Source organism: Winogradskyella damuponensis (assembly GCF_039538385.1).
In the GTDB taxonomy this organism is placed as follows: domain Bacteria; phylum Bacteroidota; class Bacteroidia; order Flavobacteriales; family Flavobacteriaceae; genus Winogradskyella; species Winogradskyella damuponensis.
Genome location: NZ_BAABCB010000030.1, coordinates 281,121 through 300,845 on the forward strand (window position 1 = coordinate 281,121; position 19,725 = coordinate 300,845).

The 19,725-nt window shown below is 33.3% G+C and carries 21 protein-coding genes; 12 read left to right on the top strand and 9 right to left on the bottom strand.

Features of this window, described 5'->3' with window-relative positions; all coding sequences use genetic code 11:
* Positions 1-255: 255 nt before the first annotated feature.
* On the top strand, positions 256-2,472 hold the full coding sequence (locus ABD730_RS16420; RefSeq protein ID WP_334465724.1) for a TonB-dependent receptor: 2,217 nt from the start codon (positions 256-258) through the stop codon (positions 2,470-2,472).
* On the opposite strand, the gene ABD730_RS16425 is transcribed toward ABD730_RS16420, so the two are convergent.
* A complete protein-coding gene (locus ABD730_RS16425; RefSeq protein ID WP_215926859.1) occupies positions 2,469-2,900 on the bottom strand; it encodes a hypothetical protein in 432 nt (143 codons plus the stop codon). The two genes, ABD730_RS16420 and ABD730_RS16425, sit on opposite strands and share 4 nt — an antisense overlap.
* A 364-nt stretch (positions 2,901-3,264) precedes the next feature.
* Here ABD730_RS16425 and greA point away from each other — a divergent pair, with 364 nt between their 5' ends.
* Together greA and ABD730_RS16435 are read left to right on the top strand one after the other, a co-directional pair.
* A complete protein-coding gene (gene greA / locus ABD730_RS16430; protein WP_215926858.1) occupies positions 3,265-3,738 on the top strand; it encodes a transcription elongation factor GreA in 474 nt (157 codons plus the stop codon).
* 101 nt (positions 3,739-3,839) lie between these two features.
* Complete coding sequence (locus ABD730_RS16435) at positions 3,840-4,229, top strand: HIT family protein (RefSeq protein ID WP_215926856.1); 390 nt, start codon at positions 3,840-3,842, stop codon at positions 4,227-4,229.
* Positions 4,230-4,236: 7 nt separating this feature from the next.
* On the opposite strand, the gene ABD730_RS16440 is transcribed toward ABD730_RS16435, so the two are convergent.
* Both ABD730_RS16440 and ABD730_RS16445 read right to left on the bottom strand, forming a co-directional pair.
* Complete coding sequence (locus ABD730_RS16440) at positions 4,237-4,590, bottom strand: hypothetical protein (protein WP_334465730.1); 354 nt, start codon at positions 4,588-4,590, stop codon at positions 4,237-4,239.
* Between the two features lie 104 nt (positions 4,591-4,694).
* A complete protein-coding gene (locus ABD730_RS16445; protein ID WP_344716007.1) occupies positions 4,695-5,855 on the bottom strand; it encodes a sensor histidine kinase in 1,161 nt (386 codons plus the stop codon).
* A gap of 123 nt (positions 5,856-5,978) precedes the next feature.
* On the opposite strand from ABD730_RS16445, the gene ABD730_RS16450 reads away from it, so the two are divergent.
* From ABD730_RS16450 to aat, 3 genes are all read left to right on the top strand, one after another.
* Positions 5,979-6,848, top strand: a complete 870-nt coding sequence (locus ABD730_RS16450; RefSeq protein WP_334465735.1) for a flavin reductase family protein — start codon at positions 5,979-5,981, stop codon at positions 6,846-6,848.
* A 43-nt stretch (positions 6,849-6,891) separates the two neighbouring features.
* Positions 6,892-7,269: a DUF3127 domain-containing protein gene (locus tag ABD730_RS16455; protein WP_215926848.1), complete on the top strand. Its 378-nt coding sequence runs from the start codon at positions 6,892-6,894 to the stop codon at positions 7,267-7,269.
* 125 nt (positions 7,270-7,394) lie between these two features.
* The gene (gene aat / locus ABD730_RS16460) at positions 7,395-8,033 is read left to right on the top strand and encodes a leucyl/phenylalanyl-tRNA--protein transferase (RefSeq protein WP_344716010.1); all 639 of its coding nucleotides are present in this window, start codon (positions 7,395-7,397) and stop codon (positions 8,031-8,033) included.
* On the opposite strand, the gene ABD730_RS16465 is transcribed toward aat, so the two are convergent.
* Positions 8,002-8,577: a DNA-3-methyladenine glycosylase I gene (locus ABD730_RS16465; RefSeq protein WP_334465743.1), complete on the bottom strand. Its 576-nt coding sequence runs from the start codon at positions 8,575-8,577 to the stop codon at positions 8,002-8,004. The genes aat and ABD730_RS16465 overlap by 32 nt on opposite strands.
* A 77-nt stretch (positions 8,578-8,654) precedes the next feature.
* Between ABD730_RS16465 and ABD730_RS16470 the strand changes: the two genes are divergently transcribed.
* The gene (locus tag ABD730_RS16470) at positions 8,655-9,269 is read left to right on the top strand and encodes a thioredoxin family protein (RefSeq protein ID WP_215926842.1); all 615 of its coding nucleotides are present in this window, start codon (positions 8,655-8,657) and stop codon (positions 9,267-9,269) included.
* A 12-nt stretch (positions 9,270-9,281) separates the two neighbouring features.
* Here ABD730_RS16470 and ABD730_RS16475 read toward each other — a convergent pair whose 3' ends face one another.
* From ABD730_RS16475 to ABD730_RS16495, 5 genes are all read right to left on the bottom strand, one after another.
* Positions 9,282-9,965 (bottom strand): hypothetical protein, encoded by a 684-nt coding sequence (locus tag ABD730_RS16475; protein ID WP_344716012.1) that lies wholly within the window; start codon positions 9,963-9,965, stop codon positions 9,282-9,284.
* Positions 9,966-10,107: 142 nt separating this feature from the next.
* The gene (gene truB / locus ABD730_RS16480) at positions 10,108-10,803 is read right to left on the bottom strand and encodes a tRNA pseudouridine(55) synthase TruB (protein WP_334465755.1); all 696 of its coding nucleotides are present in this window, start codon (positions 10,801-10,803) and stop codon (positions 10,108-10,110) included.
* Entirely contained in the window at positions 10,803-11,606 is an 804-nt protein-coding gene (locus tag ABD730_RS16485; protein ID WP_344716014.1) for an undecaprenyl-diphosphate phosphatase, read from the bottom strand. Before ABD730_RS16485 ends, truB begins: the two co-directional genes overlap by 1 nt.
* 57 nt (positions 11,607-11,663) lie before the next feature.
* Complete coding sequence (locus ABD730_RS16490; protein WP_334465759.1) at positions 11,664-11,927, bottom strand: DUF3098 domain-containing protein; 264 nt, start codon at positions 11,925-11,927, stop codon at positions 11,664-11,666.
* Positions 11,928-12,010: 83 nt separating this feature from the next.
* A complete protein-coding gene (locus ABD730_RS16495; protein WP_344716016.1) occupies positions 12,011-12,889 on the bottom strand; it encodes a cell division protein FtsX in 879 nt (292 codons plus the stop codon).
* 203 nt (positions 12,890-13,092) lie between these two features.
* On the opposite strand from ABD730_RS16495, the gene ABD730_RS16500 reads away from it, so the two are divergent.
* The 5 genes from ABD730_RS16500 (at position 13,093) to ald (ending at position 19,674) form a co-directional block, all read left to right on the top strand.
* Entirely contained in the window at positions 13,093-13,650 is a 558-nt protein-coding gene (locus tag ABD730_RS16500; RefSeq protein ID WP_344716018.1) for a porin family protein, read from the top strand.
* Positions 13,651-13,789: 139 nt separating this feature from the next.
* Positions 13,790-16,924: a leucine--tRNA ligase gene (locus ABD730_RS16505; RefSeq protein WP_344716019.1), complete on the top strand. Its 3,135-nt coding sequence runs from the start codon at positions 13,790-13,792 to the stop codon at positions 16,922-16,924.
* Complete coding sequence (locus ABD730_RS16510) at positions 16,917-17,885, top strand: polysaccharide deacetylase family protein (RefSeq protein WP_344716021.1); 969 nt, start codon at positions 16,917-16,919, stop codon at positions 17,883-17,885. Before ABD730_RS16505 ends, ABD730_RS16510 begins: the two co-directional genes overlap by 8 nt.
* Before the next feature lie 4 nt (positions 17,886-17,889).
* Positions 17,890-18,318: a hypothetical protein gene (locus tag ABD730_RS16515; protein WP_344716023.1), complete on the top strand. Its 429-nt coding sequence runs from the start codon at positions 17,890-17,892 to the stop codon at positions 18,316-18,318.
* Positions 18,319-18,573: 255 nt separating this feature from the next.
* On the top strand, positions 18,574-19,674 hold the full coding sequence (gene ald, locus ABD730_RS16520; protein WP_334465777.1) for an alanine dehydrogenase: 1,101 nt from the start codon (positions 18,574-18,576) through the stop codon (positions 19,672-19,674).
* The last annotated feature ends 51 nt before the right edge of the window (positions 19,675-19,725 follow it).

Sequence of the window (19,725 nt, forward strand, 5' to 3'; positions counted from 1 at the left end):
CATTGAACCTAGAACAGGTAATGCTGTTTAGGAAACGAGCGCAAAGAAAATGTCCTTTTTGGATGTTTTTGGCAGGTGCTATAAGGTTTTCAATGTTTATTTTTTACTTCTGAATTTAATATCGCCTAATGCTGCGCAAAAAAAATTCAAAATAAGAAATAACAAGGCCAAATAACAGCTGTTATAAGCTCACAATAATTAATTATTAACCAAGAATAATGACCTCTTTTTATTCGATTATAATACTATAGTCGTATGAAAATTTTATTCAACAATCTCTCAAAAAAAAGTAGGCAGAGATTAACACTTTCAATTGCATTTTTAGGTATTTGTTCAGTTTATGGACAAGAAAAACAACAAGACTCTACTAAAGTTGAAAAACTAGACGAAGTTCTGGTAAGAGCTGTCAGGGTTGATGCTAAATCGCCAATTACACATTCTAATGTGACCAAAGAAGCTTTAGCTAAACGTAACTTAGGACAAGACATTCCAATGTTATTGAACTTCTTACCTTCGGTAGTAACGACTACAGATGCGGGTGCAGGAATTGGTTACACTGGTATTAGAGTTCGTGGTGTAAGCTCACAATCTACCAATATTACTATCAACGGTATTCCGTATAATGATGCGGAATCATTAGGAACGTTTTGGGTTAATTTAGGAGATTTTGCGTCTTCTACAGAAAGTCTACAATTACAACGTGGTGTAGGGACCTCTACCAATGGTTCTGGTGCTTTTGGAGCTAGTATTAATGTGTTAACCGATGCCGTTTCAAAAGAAGCTTCAGGGGAAATTGCAAATTCTTTTGGAAGTTATAACACAAGAAAGCATACTGTAAAATTCAGCACAGGTTTAATCAATGACCACATTGAAATTGCTGGTCGTCTGTCTAATATTGCCTCAGACGGTTATATTGATCGCGCTTCGGCAGATTTAAAATCCTATTTTTTACAAGGGTCTTATGTAGATGACAACACCTTAATTAAAGCCATCACTTTTGGTGGTAAGGAAGTCACGTATCAGTCATGGAATGGCTTAGAAGATTTAGAAAAACTAAAAGACGACCGTACGTATAATACGGCAGGTGAATACACCGATGACAATGGTGTTATACAATTTTACGATAATGAAGTCGATAATTACAGCCAAGATCACTACCAATTACATTGGAACCAGCGCTACAACAACCAATGGTCAACCACATTAGGCTTAAACTACACCAAAGGTCAAGGGTATTTTGAACAATACAAAGAAGACGAAAGCTTTGACGATTATGGTTTTGAACCTATAGATTTCAATGGAGAAATCATTGATGAAACCGATTTAATTAGAAGACGCTGGTTAGACAATGATTTTTATGTTATCAATGCTAACGCTAGCTATAAAGACGACAATCTTAATTTAATTTTTGGTGGTTCTTATAGTCATTACGATGGCGACCATTTTGGTGAAGTGATTTGGGCAGAATACGCCAGTCAAACTGAAATTAGAGATCGTTATTATGATGGAAATAGTATAAAAAACGATTTATCTATGTTTACTAAAGCCAATTACAGACTCAACGAAAAAATAAGTTTATACGGAGATTTACAAGTTAGAAATGTTACTTACAAAACAACGGGTACAACGTCTGATCTTGTAGAGTTTGCTGTAGATAAAGATTTTACATTTTTTAATCCAAAAGCTGGAATCACCTACTCTTTAAATACGAACAATGACCTCTACTTCTCTTATGCTAGAGCCAACAGAGAACCAAACCGAACCGATTTTGAAGTTGATCAAAGTATAAAACCAGAACAGCTTAATGATTTTGAATTAGGCTGGAGACATAAAAAGAACAATTTTAACTTTAGTGCAAACACTTACTTTATGTTTTACAAAAATCAGTTAGTACTCACCGGAGAATCTGACGATGTAGGAAATCCTATAAGACAAAATGTAGATAAGAGTTACCGTATAGGTTTGGAACTAGAAGCTATTGTTCCTATAACGTCTAAATTAACGTTACAACCAAATATGACAATCAGCGCCAATAAAGTAGATGAGTTAAGCTTCTCTTTTGATGGAGAATCACAAAATTTAAACAATACAGACATTTCATTTTCACCAAGTTTTGTTGCGGCTAATGCCATCGTTTTTCAACCTATTGAGAATCTACAAATGTCTTTATTAAGTAAATATGTTGGCGAACAATTTATGAGTAATACTGAAGCAGACTTATCAAAGCTAGACAGTTTCTTTATTAACGATTTCAACATTAATTATACTTTAAAAACAGCATCTGTTTTTGATGCTATTGTATTTTCAGGTTTAGTCAATAATATTTTCAATGTAAAATATGTGTCTAATGGCTATTATTACACGTATGATGACAGCTGGTCTAACCCAGGAAGTATTACAACTATTGAAGGAGCTGGTTTTTACCCGCAAGCAACCACTAACTTTTTAGTGGGAGTAACCTTAAAGTTTTAGTTACTAACTAAATATGTATTATTACCGATAGGCTCAACTCTGTATGGCTTTAACGTACAGGGTTGAGGATTATCGCCTATTGCTGTCCCAGTAACTAAGCTATACTCGTTACCGTCATCACAACCACAAACGGCATTTAAACCTACAATTGTTAGTTTAGAACAAGACGAAGCTGTATGGTTAGGATCAGAACCGTCCCAAGCTAAAATTGAATTCGCATTAGTTCTCACCAAAATAATTCCGTTATTCCCATAACCATCAACTCTAATAGCATTTACAGGAAACAAAAGCTGATTAAATTGAGGAAGGTTAAGGTTTACTGTTAGATTCACTCCAACATCAAGCAAATAGTTACAATTATATATTGGATCTTTCTCTCTACAACCTAAAATAACAATACAACTTAGGATTAAAAATAATTTCTTCACAGTTTTAATTCTTTTTTTAAAAGTTTGAAATTTAGTGAATTGAAAAACAAAATCGTCTAAAGCCACGAGAACACTCGTTTTCTTATTCAGCTTTTAAATTATTAACATTTTTCATGAATTCTAACTTCAATTTTTGATTCGCAATTTACTATTAATTCAACAATACAGTAAATATTTTATATATTTGCATAGTAATCTCGTCAGCGCGAGGTTTTTTTTATGCTAACATTATAATTATAGAATAACGAGCTTCTAAGAAGTATATTATCTACAGTCATTTTTGAGCCTGTCTGATTTTCAGACAGGCTCAAAAATGATAAGGAATCTGCTAATTAGAATTCGTTATATTTAAAACGATTAAATTATGAGTAAAGTATCTTATTACACAGCTGAAGGTTTAAAAAAATTAAGAGAAGAGTTAAACCATCTTAAAGATGTGGAACGTCCTAAGGCATCACAAGCAATTGCAGAAGCTAGAGACAAAGGCGATTTAAGTGAAAACGCAGAGTATGATGCTGCGAAAGAAGCGCAAGGTATGCTAGAGATGAAAATTTCTAAAATGGAAGAAACTTTGTCTGGCGCAAGAGTTATTGATGAGTCGCAATTAGATTTAACTAAAGTTTTAGCCCTATCAAAAGTTAAAATTAAAAACCAAATCAATGGCATGGAAATGACTTATACGTTGGTCGCCGAAAGTGAAGCCGATTTAGCTAGTGGTAAAATCTCAGTAAATTCGCCTATTGGAAAAGGTTTATTAGGTAAATCTGTAGGAGATACTGCCGAAATACAAGTGCCAAGTGGTATAATGAAATTTGATATTCTAGAAATTTCTAGGTAACAATAATCATGTTTTAATTAAAATACCAAACTAATACTATAAAAAAGATTCCTCATTACAGGAATCTTTTTATATTTATAGAAGACAATAATTACTAGATTATGGCCACTATTTTTACAAAAATAATTTCAGGTGAAATACCATCGTATAAAGTCGCCGAAACTGAAGATTTCTTTGCGTTTTTAGACATTAACCCAAATTCTAAAGGACATACCTTATGTATTCCTAAAAAAGAAGTCAATAAAATTTTTGATTTAGACGAAGCAACTTACCTAGGCTTAATGAAATTTTCACGTCGTGTTGCAATTGCCCTAGAACAAGCTATCCCTTGTGAGCGTGTGGGTATGTCTGTAATTGGCTTAGAAGTACCGCATGTACATGTGCATTTAATTCCGTTGCATACTATGGACGATGCACGTTTTACAAACAAACAAAAAGTAACACCTGAAGAATTTAAGGCTATTGCCGAAAAAATTGGATCTTATTTGTAATACTTAGTTATGAAAATACTCCTGTTGCAAATAAAATAATTGCAACTAATACAATAATTCCAAAAGCCATTAAACCCCAAGCAATGGGTTTTAGTTTAGTAGACTTAGATTTTGTTTTGAGTGCTCTTTTATGGTAATTTACAACTTGCTCTATTTCATCTGTCCATCGAATTGGAAAAATTTGCACATCACAGTTAAGACAACGAATTTCACTTATTGTCTCATCTGTAATCGCTTTATAGAACCTTGTTTCTGTTAATTTTTGCTTAAACGTAAGTTCTAAACTATCATTAGAATAACATTCTGGACAGTTATTACCTATTCTAGCTTCTTTTAAAGTGAAAAATCGTGACGAATTCATGCCCAAATTTAAACTAAAATTTTGATATTTTTAATTTAAAATAAAAATGCTAACTTATTGTTTACTAGAAACTACACTCCTCTTTTTTACTAATAAATTATAATCTAAACTTGTTTTAATATAATTTGTATCGTTGTTCCTTTTCCTAATTCTGAAGTCAACACTTTTATTTTTCCATTGTGGTAGTCTTCAACAATACGTTTGGCTAAAGAGAGTCCAAGTCCCCAACCACGTTTTTTTGTAGTATAACCTGGTTCAAAAATTTTAGTAAATGACGCTTTTGGGATGCCTTTTCCTGTGTCAGAAATATTAATAAATACTTGGTTTTCTAATTGTGTTAACTCAAGTTTTAAATCCCCTTTACCTTTCATGGCATCAATGGCATTTTTCACTAAATTCTCAATCGTCCAACTAAAAAGCTGCTCATTTAAGTTAACTTGTATTTCTCTATCTGGAATTATAATTTCAAAATTAATAAGTTTAGAAGATCGTAATTTAAGATACTCATAAGATGATTTAGTCACCTCTACAATATCCATTGATTTAAGGGTTGGCGCTGAGCCAATTTTACTAAAACGCTCAGTTATGGTTTGAAGCCTATCAATGTCTTTTTCAATTTCTATAATATAATCTGGGTTTACATTTTCGGTCTTTAAAATTTCTGTCCAACCCACTAATGAAGACAAAGGAGTACCTATTTGATGTGCCGTTTCCTTTGCCATTCCTGTCCAAAGTTTATTTTGGTCAGCAATTTTTGAGCTTCTATAAAAGAAATAAACGACAGCTGCAAAAAGCAATATAATTAATAACAAGGCTAAAGGATAGTATTTTAATTTATTTAATAAGGGAGAATTACCATAATACAATTTCCCCTTTTTATCATCCTTTAAAGTTACCGATATAGGATCGTTTTGTGACATTAAGTCGTTCAGTGTTTTTACTATATCCTTAGGACTTTTAATTAATGTACTATCAATATTTCTATGACTTAAAATTCTATCATTTTCATCTAAAAGTAGCATTGGAGTTGTAACTGTAGTATCTGCAACAACTTTATCTGCAACCAAATTTAATTCAGCATCATCTTGATAAAAAAACTTAGAATATTCAGGATAAGCAAAAGTCCATGTTTTCATTTTATTACGTTCTTCTGCCTTAAAATTTTGAAAAAACGTATAAGTATTCCATAAAATGAGAGATATAATAATAAAGGAAGACGCAATTATAATCCAACGGATTACATTTCGGTTTAAGCTGAATGTCATTAGTTTATTTATTTCAATTTTAAATATAATGTAAATATGTTGATATTATTGCGCTTTAATATGTAGAAAATACTTTCGTTAGCAAATCAATATAATTATATTTGTTGAAAATCAGTCTAATACATGGTATCATTCAATCCACAGGATCTTACAACAGGCATTTTACACGGTTATTTATTAAGCGCCGTTGCTCCAAGGCCCATCGCCTTTGCGAGTACAATAGACGCAAAAGGCAATCCAAATTTATCGCCTTTTAGTTTTTTTAATGTCTTTAGTGCTAATCCTCCTATACTTATTTTTTCACCAGCAAGGCGCGTTAGAGACAATACCACTAAACACACATTAGAAAATGTTGAAATTACCAAAGAAGTGGTTATAAATGTGGTAAATTACGATATGGTACATCAAGCGTCTTTATCGAGCACAGAGTATCCTGAAGGAGTTAACGAGTTTGAAAAAGCAGGATTAACAATGTTACCTTCGGATAAAGTAAAACCGTTTAGAGTAGCAGAATCACCTATACAACTAGAATGTAAAGTCAATGATATTGTACATTTAGGTACTGAGGGAGGAGCTGGGAATTTAGTGATTTGCGAAGTGGTAAAACTTCATATTTCAGAAGAGGTTTTAAATGATGACAAAACGATAAACCAAGAAGCTTTAGATTTAGTTGCTAGAGCAGGCGGAAGCTATTATAGCAGAGCTAAAAAAGGTTTTTTTGAAATCCCTAAACCATTAGCAACAAAAGGAATTGGTGTAGATAATATGCCAGAACATGTTAGAAACAGTATGATTTTAACAGGAAATAACCTTGGAATGTTAGGCAACGTTGATGCCCTACCTACTAAAGATGAAGTTAATCAATTTGTTGAAAATATTAGTGAACGTTATCCAGACATTAAAACCGCATCACATAGAGAAAAACATAAATTAGCTCGAAATTATTTGAGCTATGGAGACGTAAAAAGTGCTTGGAAGTTATTACTTTCGTAGCCTGAAAAAAATAAGTATAAAATAAATTATAGATTAAGCGAAAATGGAAGTACAAGGACGTATTAAAATGGTAGGAGAGACTCAAACTTTTGGTAGTAATGGGTTTAGAAAAAGAGAGATTGTAGTGACTACAGAGGAGCAATACCCACAACATATTATGGTAGAGTTTGTTCAAGACAAAACAGATTTATTAAACAGCTACCAAGTTGGTCAGCAGGTTAAAATAAATATTAACCTAAGAGGAAGAGAATGGGTAAACCCACAAGGTGAAACTAAATATTTTAACTCTATTCAAGGTTGGAGAATTGAAGCTGTACAAGCACAAGCTGCAAGCGGAGATATGCCACCTGTACCACCAACTGAAGCTTTTGAGCCAGTTAATAACTTAAACGAAGGTGATAACGACGATTTACCTTTCTAAAAAGGAAACTGTAAACTGATATAAAAGACTTGTTTTAATTTAAAACAGGTCTTTTTCTATTTAATACGTAAATTAAAAACTCCTAGTTATCATTCAACATTAACACCTTTTAATAGCAAAATGCTATGCACTTTCTAACTAATAAAATAGAATTCCCAAATGTAACTGAAGCTTCTGCCGATGGTCTTTTAGCCATTGGAGGCGACTTGTCTACAGCACGTTTGTTACAGGCCTACAACAATGGCATCTTTCCGTGGTTTGATACTGCAGAACCAATTCTTTGGTGGTCACCAGATCCTCGCTTTGTTTTGTTTCCTGAAGATTTAAAAGTTTCTAAAAGCATGAAACAAATTTTAAAAAAGGATCTATTTAAAGTCACAACAAACCAAGCATTTAAAGCTGTTATAGAAAATTGTGCTCAAGCCAAACGTCCAGAGCAACATGGTACATGGATTACGGACGAAATGATAGAAGCCTATTTCAAATTGCACCAACTTGGTTATGCTAAATCTATTGAAGTTTGGCAAAATGACGAACTTGTTGGCGGCTTATATGGTATTGCAATTAATGATGATGTTTTTTGCGGTGAAAGTATGTTTGCCAAAGTAAGTAATGCGAGTAAGGTTGGTTTTATCACATTTATAAAAAACAGCAATTATAAACTAATAGATTGCCAACTACATAGCAAACATTTGGAAAGTTTGGGTGCTATAAACATATCTAGAGCAGATTTTATAAGCTACCTTCAACCTCGTGGTATCTAAAACAAGAGACTTCATGATCGTTCACCATTCCAGTAGCTTGCATGTGTGCATAAATAACGGTTGAACCTACAAATTTAAAACCACGCCTTTTTAGATCTTTGCTTATAGCATCACTCAATGGAGTATTTGCTGGAGCGTTTTTATAATTTTCAAGCCTGTTTTTTATAGGTTTACCATCAACAAAATTCCATATATATTGAGAAAACGATCCAAACTCCTCTTGGACTTTTATAAAGGCCTGCGCATTAGTTATCGTAGCATTTACTTTTAATTTATTTCTAACAATACCAGCATCTTGTAACAAATCTTCAATTTTTGAAGGTTTGTATGCGGCGATTTTTTTATAGTCAAAATTATCAAACGCCTTTCTAAAATTGTCTCGCTTTTTTAAAATAGTAATCCAACTTAAACCCGCCTGAAAAGTTTCTAATATTAAAAATTCAAATAAAGTAGCATCATCATAAACAGGAACTCCCCATTCTTCATCATGATACGCTTCATACAAATCACTACCAACACACCAACCACATCTATTTTTACTCATTTGTAAGGAATTATTTTTAACACCACTAATGTAACAACAGTTGCATAAAAAATGTAATAGAATCTTATTTTTGTTCTATGGAAACAGACACACTTACAATAAATAGTATCATTTCAGAAAGTCTAAAAAACAGTATGACTTATGCTGAATATAGAAATTTAGTTATAAAATTAGTTGAAGAAAAATCAACCACAGGAGTCGATAAATCTGAAAATTTAGTAGAATATACTCAGCTTAACGATAGACGAATGAGACGTTGGGATAAAACAGCTAAAGTTTCTGAAGATATCAAATCTAAGCTTAAAAACTTTGACAAAAAAGTAACCTGGTTGGTTATTTCAGAGAGTTGGTGTGGTGATGCCGCTCACATTATGCCAATTATTAATAAGGTCGCTGAATTGAGTGAAAATATTGAATATAAAGTGGTGCTTAGAGACGAAAACGAGGCATTAATGAATCAGTTTTTAACCAATGGCGGAAAAGCCATCCCAAAGTTAATTATGCTAGATTCTGAAACAAATACTGTTTTAAACACGTTTGGTCCACGACCAACTGTAGCTACAAATTTAGTACAGGCCTATAAAGCTGAACATGGTATGTTAACGCCTGAATTTAAAGAAGATTTACAACGTTGGTACAATAAAGACAAAGGACAGTCTACAATTGAAGATTTAATACATCTGTTAGGATAAACAATCTTTAATTTAAAAGGAGGTTTTTCCTTTAAACAAAAATGTAATTGTACCTATTTGGTCTGTTCGGTTTGAGCTATCAAATTGTACAGATTCTGCATATGCAATAGCATGATCAATTAAGCATTTATTATTAGAGTTTGACGATCCATTAACATAGGCTTCAATTACATCTCCAGTTTTGTTTACTGTAATATTTACGATGATTTTTCCGCCAATTTCACATAGATATCGTGGTATTTCGTAATTCACTAAAGTTCTACCTTTTAAAGAATATGTAAGTGTCCCTTTATTTTTGGCATGTTCGTCTGCTAGCTTTTTATTCTTTAGTCGCTGACTTAATTCCTCTTGAAGTCTTTTATAAGACTCTGTTTCATTTGAATTTAAAGCATAGGCATTACTATTAGTGTAAGAAGAATTGAGACTCGTTTCTTCTTGTTCTTCTAGTTGTGACTCACTTGTTTTAGCCGCTTCTATCGCTTTCGTCGTACGTTCAAAATCATTTGCGTCAACAGTTCTAAAATTACGCATCATCTCTTTGTACTCTTGGTCTTCGTTAAATGCTTTATTGGTAGACTCTGCATTTAAATCTTCTAATTTTTGAAGTTCTTCTTCAGGTTTTTCAGGTTCTGGCTCAAGCAGGTAATAGCTTTCGGTAATTAAATCTTTGTGTTGTCTTATTTGAATACTAAACAAGCCAAAGACTATTATTCCTGCGATAAGAACAGTAATGATTAATGCTTTATGTTGTTCAATTAATTTCAGAAAAAAAGATTTTTAGGTGTATAACTATATACGAATATAACGTAGAAATAGTTTAAAAACCGATGTAAAATTCTTATTTCGAAGGTAAATTAGCTATAAATGCTTCGGGAGTTAAGGCATCATCAACTTTAAAATCGCCAATTCTAGTACGACGCAAAGACGACAAATGAGCTCCTGATTTTAAGGCTTTTCCAAAGTCGTGCGCCAAAGACCTAATGTAAGTTCCTTTACTACAAACGACTCTAAATTGTAATTCTAGTTGATTAATTTTAGTGATTTCGAATTCAGTAATTTCTACTTGTCTCGATTTTATTTCAACTTCCTCGCCTGCTCTAGCAAATTCATACAAACGTTTACCATCTTTTTTAATAGCTGAAAACACTGGTGGAAATTGATTTATCTGTCCTATAAATTGTTGCGTAGTGCTATGAATTAATTCATCTGTGATATGTTCGGTAGGAAAAGATTTATCAACTTCTGTTTCTAAATCAAAAGAAGGGGTTGTACTTCCTAAAATAAAAGTCCCCGTATATTCCTTTTCCTGGCCTTGAAAAACATTAATTTGCTTAGTCATTTTTCCGGTACAAATCACTAACAAACCGGTTGCTAATGGATCTAATGTACCTGCATGACCAACTTTAATTTTCTTTATATCAAAGGCGTGACGAATCTCCCAACGTAATTTATTTACGGCTTGAAAAGAGGTCCACGTTAACGGTTTGTCTATTAATAAAACTTGTCCGCTTAAAAAATCGTCTTTAGTGTGCATTAAATTTGAGTCCAGATTATTGCCGTAATTCCAACAACAACGCAATAAATAGCAAAATAGGTTAATTTACTTTTCTTTACCAAGGCAATCATCCAAGTACATGCAAATAAACCAGAAATAAAAGCAGCTATAAAACCAACACTTAAATATCCAAAGCTTGTACTATTATAAGTTAATTCGCCAGATAAAACGTCTTTTGCTATTTTACCAAATATAAGAGGAACAACCATTAAAAATGAAAATCGTGCCGCTTTAGTTTTATCTATTCCCAAAAGTACAGATGTTGATATTGTTGCGCCTGATCTAGAAATACCAGGTAACATAGCAATACCTTGAGCAACACCAATTATAAGACCATCTAATAAAGATACTTTTTTATGTGTTTTCTTAGCTCTATCAGCCAAAAACAGCAATAGTGCAGTAACAATAAGCATAGATCCAACTAGCAATATATTATTACCAAAAAGTTGTTCGAATTCACGTTCATATTTATAACCAATAATAACGGCTGGTATCATTGATATGATAATTTTTACAGAAAACTTAGACTCTTCATTCCACTCTAAATGTTTAATACTATTAAATATGCCTTGAAATATTTCAATAATATCTTTTCTAAAAATAACCATAGTACTTAATGCCGTTGCAAAATGAAGAACTACGGTAAACATTAAGCTTTCTTGTGGAATAGCTTCACTACCTAGAAGCGCTTCGCCAAGCTCTAAATGACCACTAGAAGATACAGGTAAGAATTCTGTAAGCCCTTGGATAATTCCTAAAATAATAGCATCAATAATTTCCATGGGACAAAAGTATCATTTTAGAATAATGAAACGATACAAAATTAAGTAAAATGAGTGTTATTTTTTGGAACCTTTATTTGGGTTTAGTAAAATGGCATAAACTTGAATACCAAATCCAATTAATACTAAAGTTGGTGCTAATCTAATACGTCTCCAGTTATAAATAGACTCGTCAAAAACATTAGGATCATCGCTTCCGCCACCAGACATCAGAATAAAACCTACAACAATAAAGGCTAAACCTATAAATAAGAATTTATAATTTTTCTTTCCAAAAATGAACTCAGACTTCGATTCTTCTTTACGTTTTTGTTCTCCCATGGTCTTTTCAGCTATTAATTAGTTCTTTGCAAAGTAACAGTTTTATTTATAATTGGAACGTTAAGAGATTGTGAATTTAAAATCTAGTAGTATAACTGATCTGTCTTTAAATTCAAGAAACGTTGCGTAGCTATAAATGTACTAATCCAAGTAATTAAAATACCTAATAGAAAAATTCCAACAAAAAGTGCTCCTATTAATACGGTATTTCTCAATAATTCTAATTCTGGAAATGTAAGATCTAAATAATACAACACAACAGCCATTCCTGCTAAAGCAACTAACGCTCCAATAATACCAAGCTGTACACTTTTCCATACAAATGGTCTGCGAATAAAACGTTTTGTAGCCCCAACCATTTGCATCGTTTTAATAATAAAACGTTTAGAATACACTGCTAAACGAATAGAACTATTAATTAATAAAACAGCTATTAATGTAAATAATGCACTAATAATTAACACCCAAAATGTAATTTTCTTAACGTTATCATTCATTAACTCGACCAAATCATTATCGTATCTGATCTCTTCAATAAAAGCTTTATTAGATAAGCCTTCGGAAATTTCGGCAAGCTGTTCTGTGGTAACAAAATCGGCTTTTAAATGCACATCTATTGAATTTTTAAGAGGATTATAACCCACAAAATCCATAAAGTCTTCACCGGTTTCGGCTTTCATAAATTCAGCAGCTTCTTCCTTAGAGACGTAAACCGCATCTTTAGTATAATCTGCCATCGCTAAACTCTTTTTTAGCTGATTCACTTCAACATCTTTTGCCGTGTCGTTTAAATAAATGGTCATAACCACTTGCTCTTTAAAGTGATCGGCAACTTTTTTAGAGTTAATCACTAAAAGCCCTAAACAGCCTAAAAGAAACAATACCAAAGCGATACTTATCACTACAGAGACGTAAGATGAAATGAGTTTACGTTTTTGATATTTGTCAAAAGATGATGCCATGAATAAATGCGAATTTAAGTTGTAAAAATAATAAAGAATTTGCTTATGATAACTATTACAACGGCTAACTTTTTATAGTGTTGTAAACGATGTAAAAAAGATGTCAAACAATAAGCATTTACAATCTAAGTCATTTCTATTTTATGTTGGCACAATAATTGTCTAATTCTAGGCTCAACAATTTATCTTTAAAATCAATTATTATGAAAAAAATTTACATCATTGTAGTACTTGCAACTTTAGGGTTAATGCAAAAAACAAATGCTCAAGACATCCAATTTGGTGCCAAAGCAGGACTTAACATCTCTAATTTTACAGGAGGAGATGCAGATAGAAATAGCCTCTTCGGATTTCATGTTGGCCTTATTTCTGAAATCCCATTAAGTGAAAAATTTTCGCTTCAACCCGAACTTTTATACTCAAGACAAGGATCAGAAGTACAAGATGTCATTAAAGTAAAAGTCGATTATTTAGCCATTCCAATTATGGCAAAATATTATTTAGCAAAAGATTTTAGCTTAGAAGTTGGTCCACAATTTTCGTTTCTAGTAAACGATAAAGGCGAATATATTGATAGCGACCTTCCTGATGAAGATACAGATGCTTCTAGTATTGATGTTGGAGCTAATGTAGGCTTGGGATATAACCTTAACTCTAATATGTTTGTCCAAGCGCGTTATAATTATGGTATTTCAACGGTTGCCGAAAATCCAGACATTAAGAATAGTGTCTTTCAAGTCTCTTTAGGCTATAAATTCTAAGCTATTAAGCCTTAAATTTTAAAACGCATCTTACACTTTAGTAAGGTGCGTTTTCTTTTCTAATACCTATTGATTTTAAAATAGGCAGTTTAGATGGTTATTATTAAATTTGCGCCATTATTACAAGGAAAACAAGACAATGACATACAATTTCAACGACATAGAGAAAAAGTGGCAAGACTACTGGGCAAAAAACGAAACTTTTAAAGCCTCAAACAGCAGCGATAAACCAAAATATTACGTTTTGGATATGTTTCCTTATCCCTCTGGAGCAGGTTTACACGTTGGTCACCCCTTAGGTTATATTGCTAGTGATATCTATGCGCGTTACAAACGTCATAAAGGGTTTAATGTTTTACATCCGCAAGGCTATGATTCTTTTGGATTACCTGCAGAACAGTATGCCATTCAAACTGGTCAGCATCCCGCAGTAACTACAGAAGCGAATATAAAAACGTATCGTCGTCAGTTAGACCAAATTGGGTTTTCTTTCGATTGGAGTCGTGAAGTACGTACCTCTAATCCGGAATATTACAAATGGACCCAGTGGATTTTTATTCAATTATTTGAGTCTTGGTATAATAATGATTCTAACAAAGCCGAGCATATTGATACTTTAGTTGAAAAATTTGCTGCAGAGGGAAATGCAACGGTAAATGCCGCTTGTGATGATGATATTGCTACTTTCACTGCGGAAGACTGGAATAATTATTCCTCAGAGCAACAGCAAGAAATCCTTTTAAAATACAGATTAACCTATTTAGCAGAAACCGAAGTGAACTGGTGTCCAGAACTAGGAACCGTTTTAGCTAACGACGAAATCGTTAATGGCGTTTCAGAACGTGGTGGTCATGCTGTGGTCAGAAAAAAAATGACCCAATGGAGCATGCGTATTTCAGCTTATGCAGAACGTTTACTTCAAGGACTAGATACGGTTGATTGGACCGATGCATTAAAAGACATTCAAAAAAACTGGATTGGAAAATCGGTTGGAGCTTCTGTAACATTCAATGTCATTCCTGCTGTCTCGTCGAGCGCAGTCGAGACGTCTCACAAAATAGACGTCTTCACCACAAGACCAGATACTATTTTTGGTGTGTCTTTTATGACCTTAGCGCCAGAACACGAATTAGTAACTAAAATTACAACCGAAGCACAAAAAGAAGCCGTTGAAGCCTATATAGAAAAAACAGCAAAACGTAGCGAACGCGATCGTATGGCCGACGTAAAAACCATTTCTGGAGTCTTTACTGGGGCTTATGCTGAACACCCGTTTTCTAAAGAACCAATTCCAATTTGGATTGGAGATTACGTACTAGCAAGCTACGGAACAGGTGCTGTAATGGCGGTGCCTTGTGGCGATCAACGCGATTACGATTTTGCAAAGCATTTTGATATTGCCATTCCAAATATCTTTGAAGGTGCCGATATTTCTGAAGAAGCTTACGCCTCTAAAGACCATGTGAAAATTGCCAATAGCGATTTCCTAAATGGCATGAACTATAAAAAAGCCTCTAAACACGTTATTTTTGAGTTAGAAAAATTAGGCCAAGGCGAAGGTAAAACCAATTACCGATTACGTGATGCCGTGTTCTCTCGTCAGCGTTATTGGGGAGAACCATTCCCAGTATATTACGTTAACGGGATGCCTCAAATGATAGACCAAGCACATTTACCAATTGTACTGCCTGAAGTTGAAAAATACTTACCAACCGAAGAAGGCGAACCACCTTTAGGACGTGCAGACGTTTGGGCTTGGGATACCGAAAGTAATACTGTAGTTTCTAATGATAAAATTAACAATACAACCATTCATCCTCTAGAATTGAACACCATGCCAGGTTGGGCAGGGAGTTCTTGGTATTTCTTCCGTTATATGGAAGAGGCTGCCAATAGAGATGGTGTTTTTGCCAGTGAAGACGCGCTTAAGTATTGGGAAAATGTCGATTTATATATTGGTGGTAGCGAACATGCTACAGGTCACCTTCTCTACTCGCGTTTCTGGGTAAAACTTTTAAAAGATCGCGGTTTTGTAAATGTGGAAGAGCCTTTTAAAAAGCTGATTAACCAAGGAATGATATTGGGGACTAGTGCTTTTATTTATAGAGTTGATCTTTTATCTCATTCATCTACAACATCAAAAGATTTTAAAGACCCTAGTTTAAGTAAAGCTATTTACGTTTCTTATGACAGCTACAAGAAGTATGAAGACTTATATAAATTTATACTAAATTCTAAAATTTCTGCAGAGGATAAGAACACATTTGCCAATGGTAATGGTTTAACCAAAGGTTTAGCTAGTATTATTGAAGATACTGTGTTTTTTGATTTATTAAATGAAGAGCAAAAAGAAACCGTAAATGCTTTTCAAGAATTGTTTGAAACAGTTCAAAAAGATATATATAGTCAGAATACAGGAGCTATTATTGAAGGACTTAAATTTTCACCTATTCACGTAAAAGTACAATATGTAAATGCTTCCGATGAATTAGATATTGAAGGTTTAAAAACGGATGGTGAATTTGGTGAAGATTTTAAAGATGCTGAATTCATTCTTGAAGACGGTGTATATAAAGTTGGTAGAGATGTCGAAAAAATGTCCAAATCCAAATACAACGTTGTTAATCCAGATAACATTGTTGCAGATTACGGAGCAGACAGTCTAAGACTTTACGAAATGTTTTTAGGACCATTAGAACAATACAAACCTTGGAATACAGCCGGTATTACAGGAGTACATAATTTCCTTAAAAAATTATGGAAATTGTATGTAGATGATAATGGCTTAAAAGTCAATGACGCAGAACCAACAAAAGACAACTTAAAAACATTACATAAAACCATAAAGAAAGTACAAGAAGATATTGAAAATTTCTCTTTCAATACGTCGGTATCTACCTTTATGATTGCCGTTAATGAACTAAGTGCTCAGAAATGTACGAGTAAATCTATTTTAGAACCATTATTGGTTTTAATTTCACCTTATGCACCACATATTGCTGAAGAATTATGGAGTCAATTAGGAAACAGCACATCTATTTCTACTGCAGCATTCCCAGAATTTGAGGCGAGTCACCTAGTAGAAAGTAGCAAAAAATACCCAATATCGTTTAATGGTAAAATGCGTTTTACGTTAGAACTACCAATGGATATGAGCAAAGATGATATTGAAAAAACCGTTATGGCTCACGAAAAAACCATAGCACAATTAGATGGCAGAACACCTAAAAAAGTGATTGTGGTGCCAGGTAAAATTGTAAATATTGTTGGCTAAACTTCTAAAACATATCATCATAACTTTGTTGCCAATTTTAGGTTGGTCGCAAAGTTATGTTGGTACGGTTTCCAACTATCCTATTCATTTAGAATTTAGTAGTTATCCACATGATAACGCCTCCTCTTCTGGCGAATTAGAAGGCTATTATTTTTACGATTCTAAATTGATTAGCATTCCTCTAAGAGGACGCTATAATGATGAATCTATCACTTTAATTGATGGTTATTATTTCAATCCTGACAGAGTTAGTGATGCTGATGAAGTTTTTCAATTAACTAAAAAAGGCAACCAACTTATTGGACATCTTACTTTAAAAGAAGAAACCTATAATGTTATTTTAACTGAAACAGACGAAGAGCCCTTAGAGGAATTCAGAAATCCTAAACTGACATTTATTAAAGATAGTATCGTTAATTACAAGGACAAACAATTAGTTTGGTTTCATGAAAAATATTCTAAGCTCCCCTTATTTAGATTAGGCAACGGATTTTCAAAAGAACAACGTACGGTTTTTAATCCTATTCTAGATGCTATTCATTTGGAAGATGCCAAAGATAATTTAGATTGTAATTCTTGGTTCGAAATTTCATACGACATCAACCTCGTCGATAGTAAATTTATAAGTTATTTAAAATATTACAGCGTCTATTGTGGTGGCGCGCATCCTTCTCATGGCAATGTTGCTTATAATTTTAACCTTGAAACCTTAGAAGTTATTGAGAAGATTGAATCGTTATTTCCGAAGGTTGATTTCTTTCAAAAGTTAAAAACCAAATATGCTAATGCCGAAGCTGATCTACAAGAAGAATGCGAAACTTTTGTTGACGACAGTTATTGGCAGTACAAAACATGGAATTTAACACCCGAAGGTGTACTACTTATTCCTAGTTATCCGCACGCTTTAACACCATGCGAAGAAAATTATTTTTTAAATTATTCTGAACTTACCAAAGCCTAGCCTTATGATTTCAGATAAACCATCTTTAGAGAAACCAACACCAAGAAAGAAGCACAAATCGCTCAAAGATTATTTTGATTTTCGTAATAATCAGGTGAATCAAATTGGTTTAATACTCTTTTCCGCATTTATAATTAGCACCTCTTTACATTTCGTTTTTGAAGAACGTTTTACTGAAGAGCAATGGAAGACAAGACCGATGACTCGCCATAAAATTGTAGATGATCTTATTGACTCTCACGTTTTATTAAACAAATCGAAACCTGATGTTATAAAATCCTTAGGCCAACCAAGTTTCACTATTACAAAAGACATCATGTTATATGAGCTTGGCTTAGCGCCACAATTTAACAGCAACCAAGTAGAACATCTATATATTGAGTTTAATGATGAGACCGTTTCTAAAGTGTCTTTAACACTGTACGACTACTAATGCGTCAGCTTAAACCTCATTGTTTATAATTTTATCTCGAGTATCACTAATCATAACCGCACTTCATCAAAAGTTTCTTGCATTATCTCAATATCATATTACCCTCAAAATCAACCCTATTTTTAGAAATTTATAAATTAAAAGCTTCAAAATAGTAAATCCGTAAAAGTGATTTCAAATTGACATTCAGATTTGGAACATCAGATTTATTAATAGTAATTTTCAAAAGCTATTAATCTTATAAATCATTAAAAAATGAAAATCGGAGTCCCAAAAGAAATCAAAAACAATGAAAATAGAGTTGGAATGACACCAGCTGGTGTTTTTGAATTAACAAAAAACAAACACGTTGTTTACGTACAAAAATCGGCCGGATTGGGTAGTGGTTTTTCAGACTTAGATTATATTGACGCTGGTGCCATTGTTTTGGATACTATTGAAGACGTGTACACCTCTAGTGACATGATTGTAAAAGTAAAAGAACCAATTGCTGAAGAGTACCCTCTAATACAATCGCATCATGTGGTATTTACTTATTTTCATTTTGCCTCTAGCGAACCACTAACAAAAGCCATGTTAAAAAGTAAAGCTGTTTGTATTGCTTACGAAACTGTTGAAGACAAAGATGGTTCTCTGCCATTATTAACACCAATGTCTGAAGTTGCTGGAAGAATGGCAATACAACAAGGTGCAAAATATTTAGAAAAACCTATTAAAGGACGTGGTGTTTTATTAGGAGGAGTTCCAGGTGTACCACCAGGACGTGTCTTAGTTTTAGGGGCTGGCATCGTTGGTATTCAAGCAGCAAAAATGGCTGCTGGCTTAGGTGCTCATGTCACTATTATGGATATTAACATGAAACAGTTGCGCTATGTGAATGATGTAATGCCTAGTCATGTAGTGACAGAATTCTCGAGCGAATACAATATTAGAAAGCGTATAAAAGATCACGATTTAATTATTGGTGGTGTATTAGTTAAGGGCGCAAAAGCCCCCAAATTAATTACTAGAGATATGCTTAAATATATGCGACCAGGAACAGTTTTGGTAGATGTTGCCGTTGATCAAGGCGGTTGTATAGAAACAACTAAAGCAACAACACACGAAGACCCAACTTATATTATTGATGATGTGGTGCATTATTGTGTCGCTAATATGCCTGGTGCTGTACCATACACATCAACTTTAGCATTAACTAATGTAACCTTACCTTATGTGTTGCGTCTAGCAAACCAAGGATGGGAAAAAGCTTGTGAAAAGGATCCTATGCTAGCTAAAGGTCTAAATATTGTAAATGGTAGAATTGTATACGAAGAAATAGCCGAAGCTTTCAATTGGTCTGTTGATGCCGTATAAACTAATACTGTCATAAATAATCCTGACAAAATTTCTTAACTCAAATTTGGC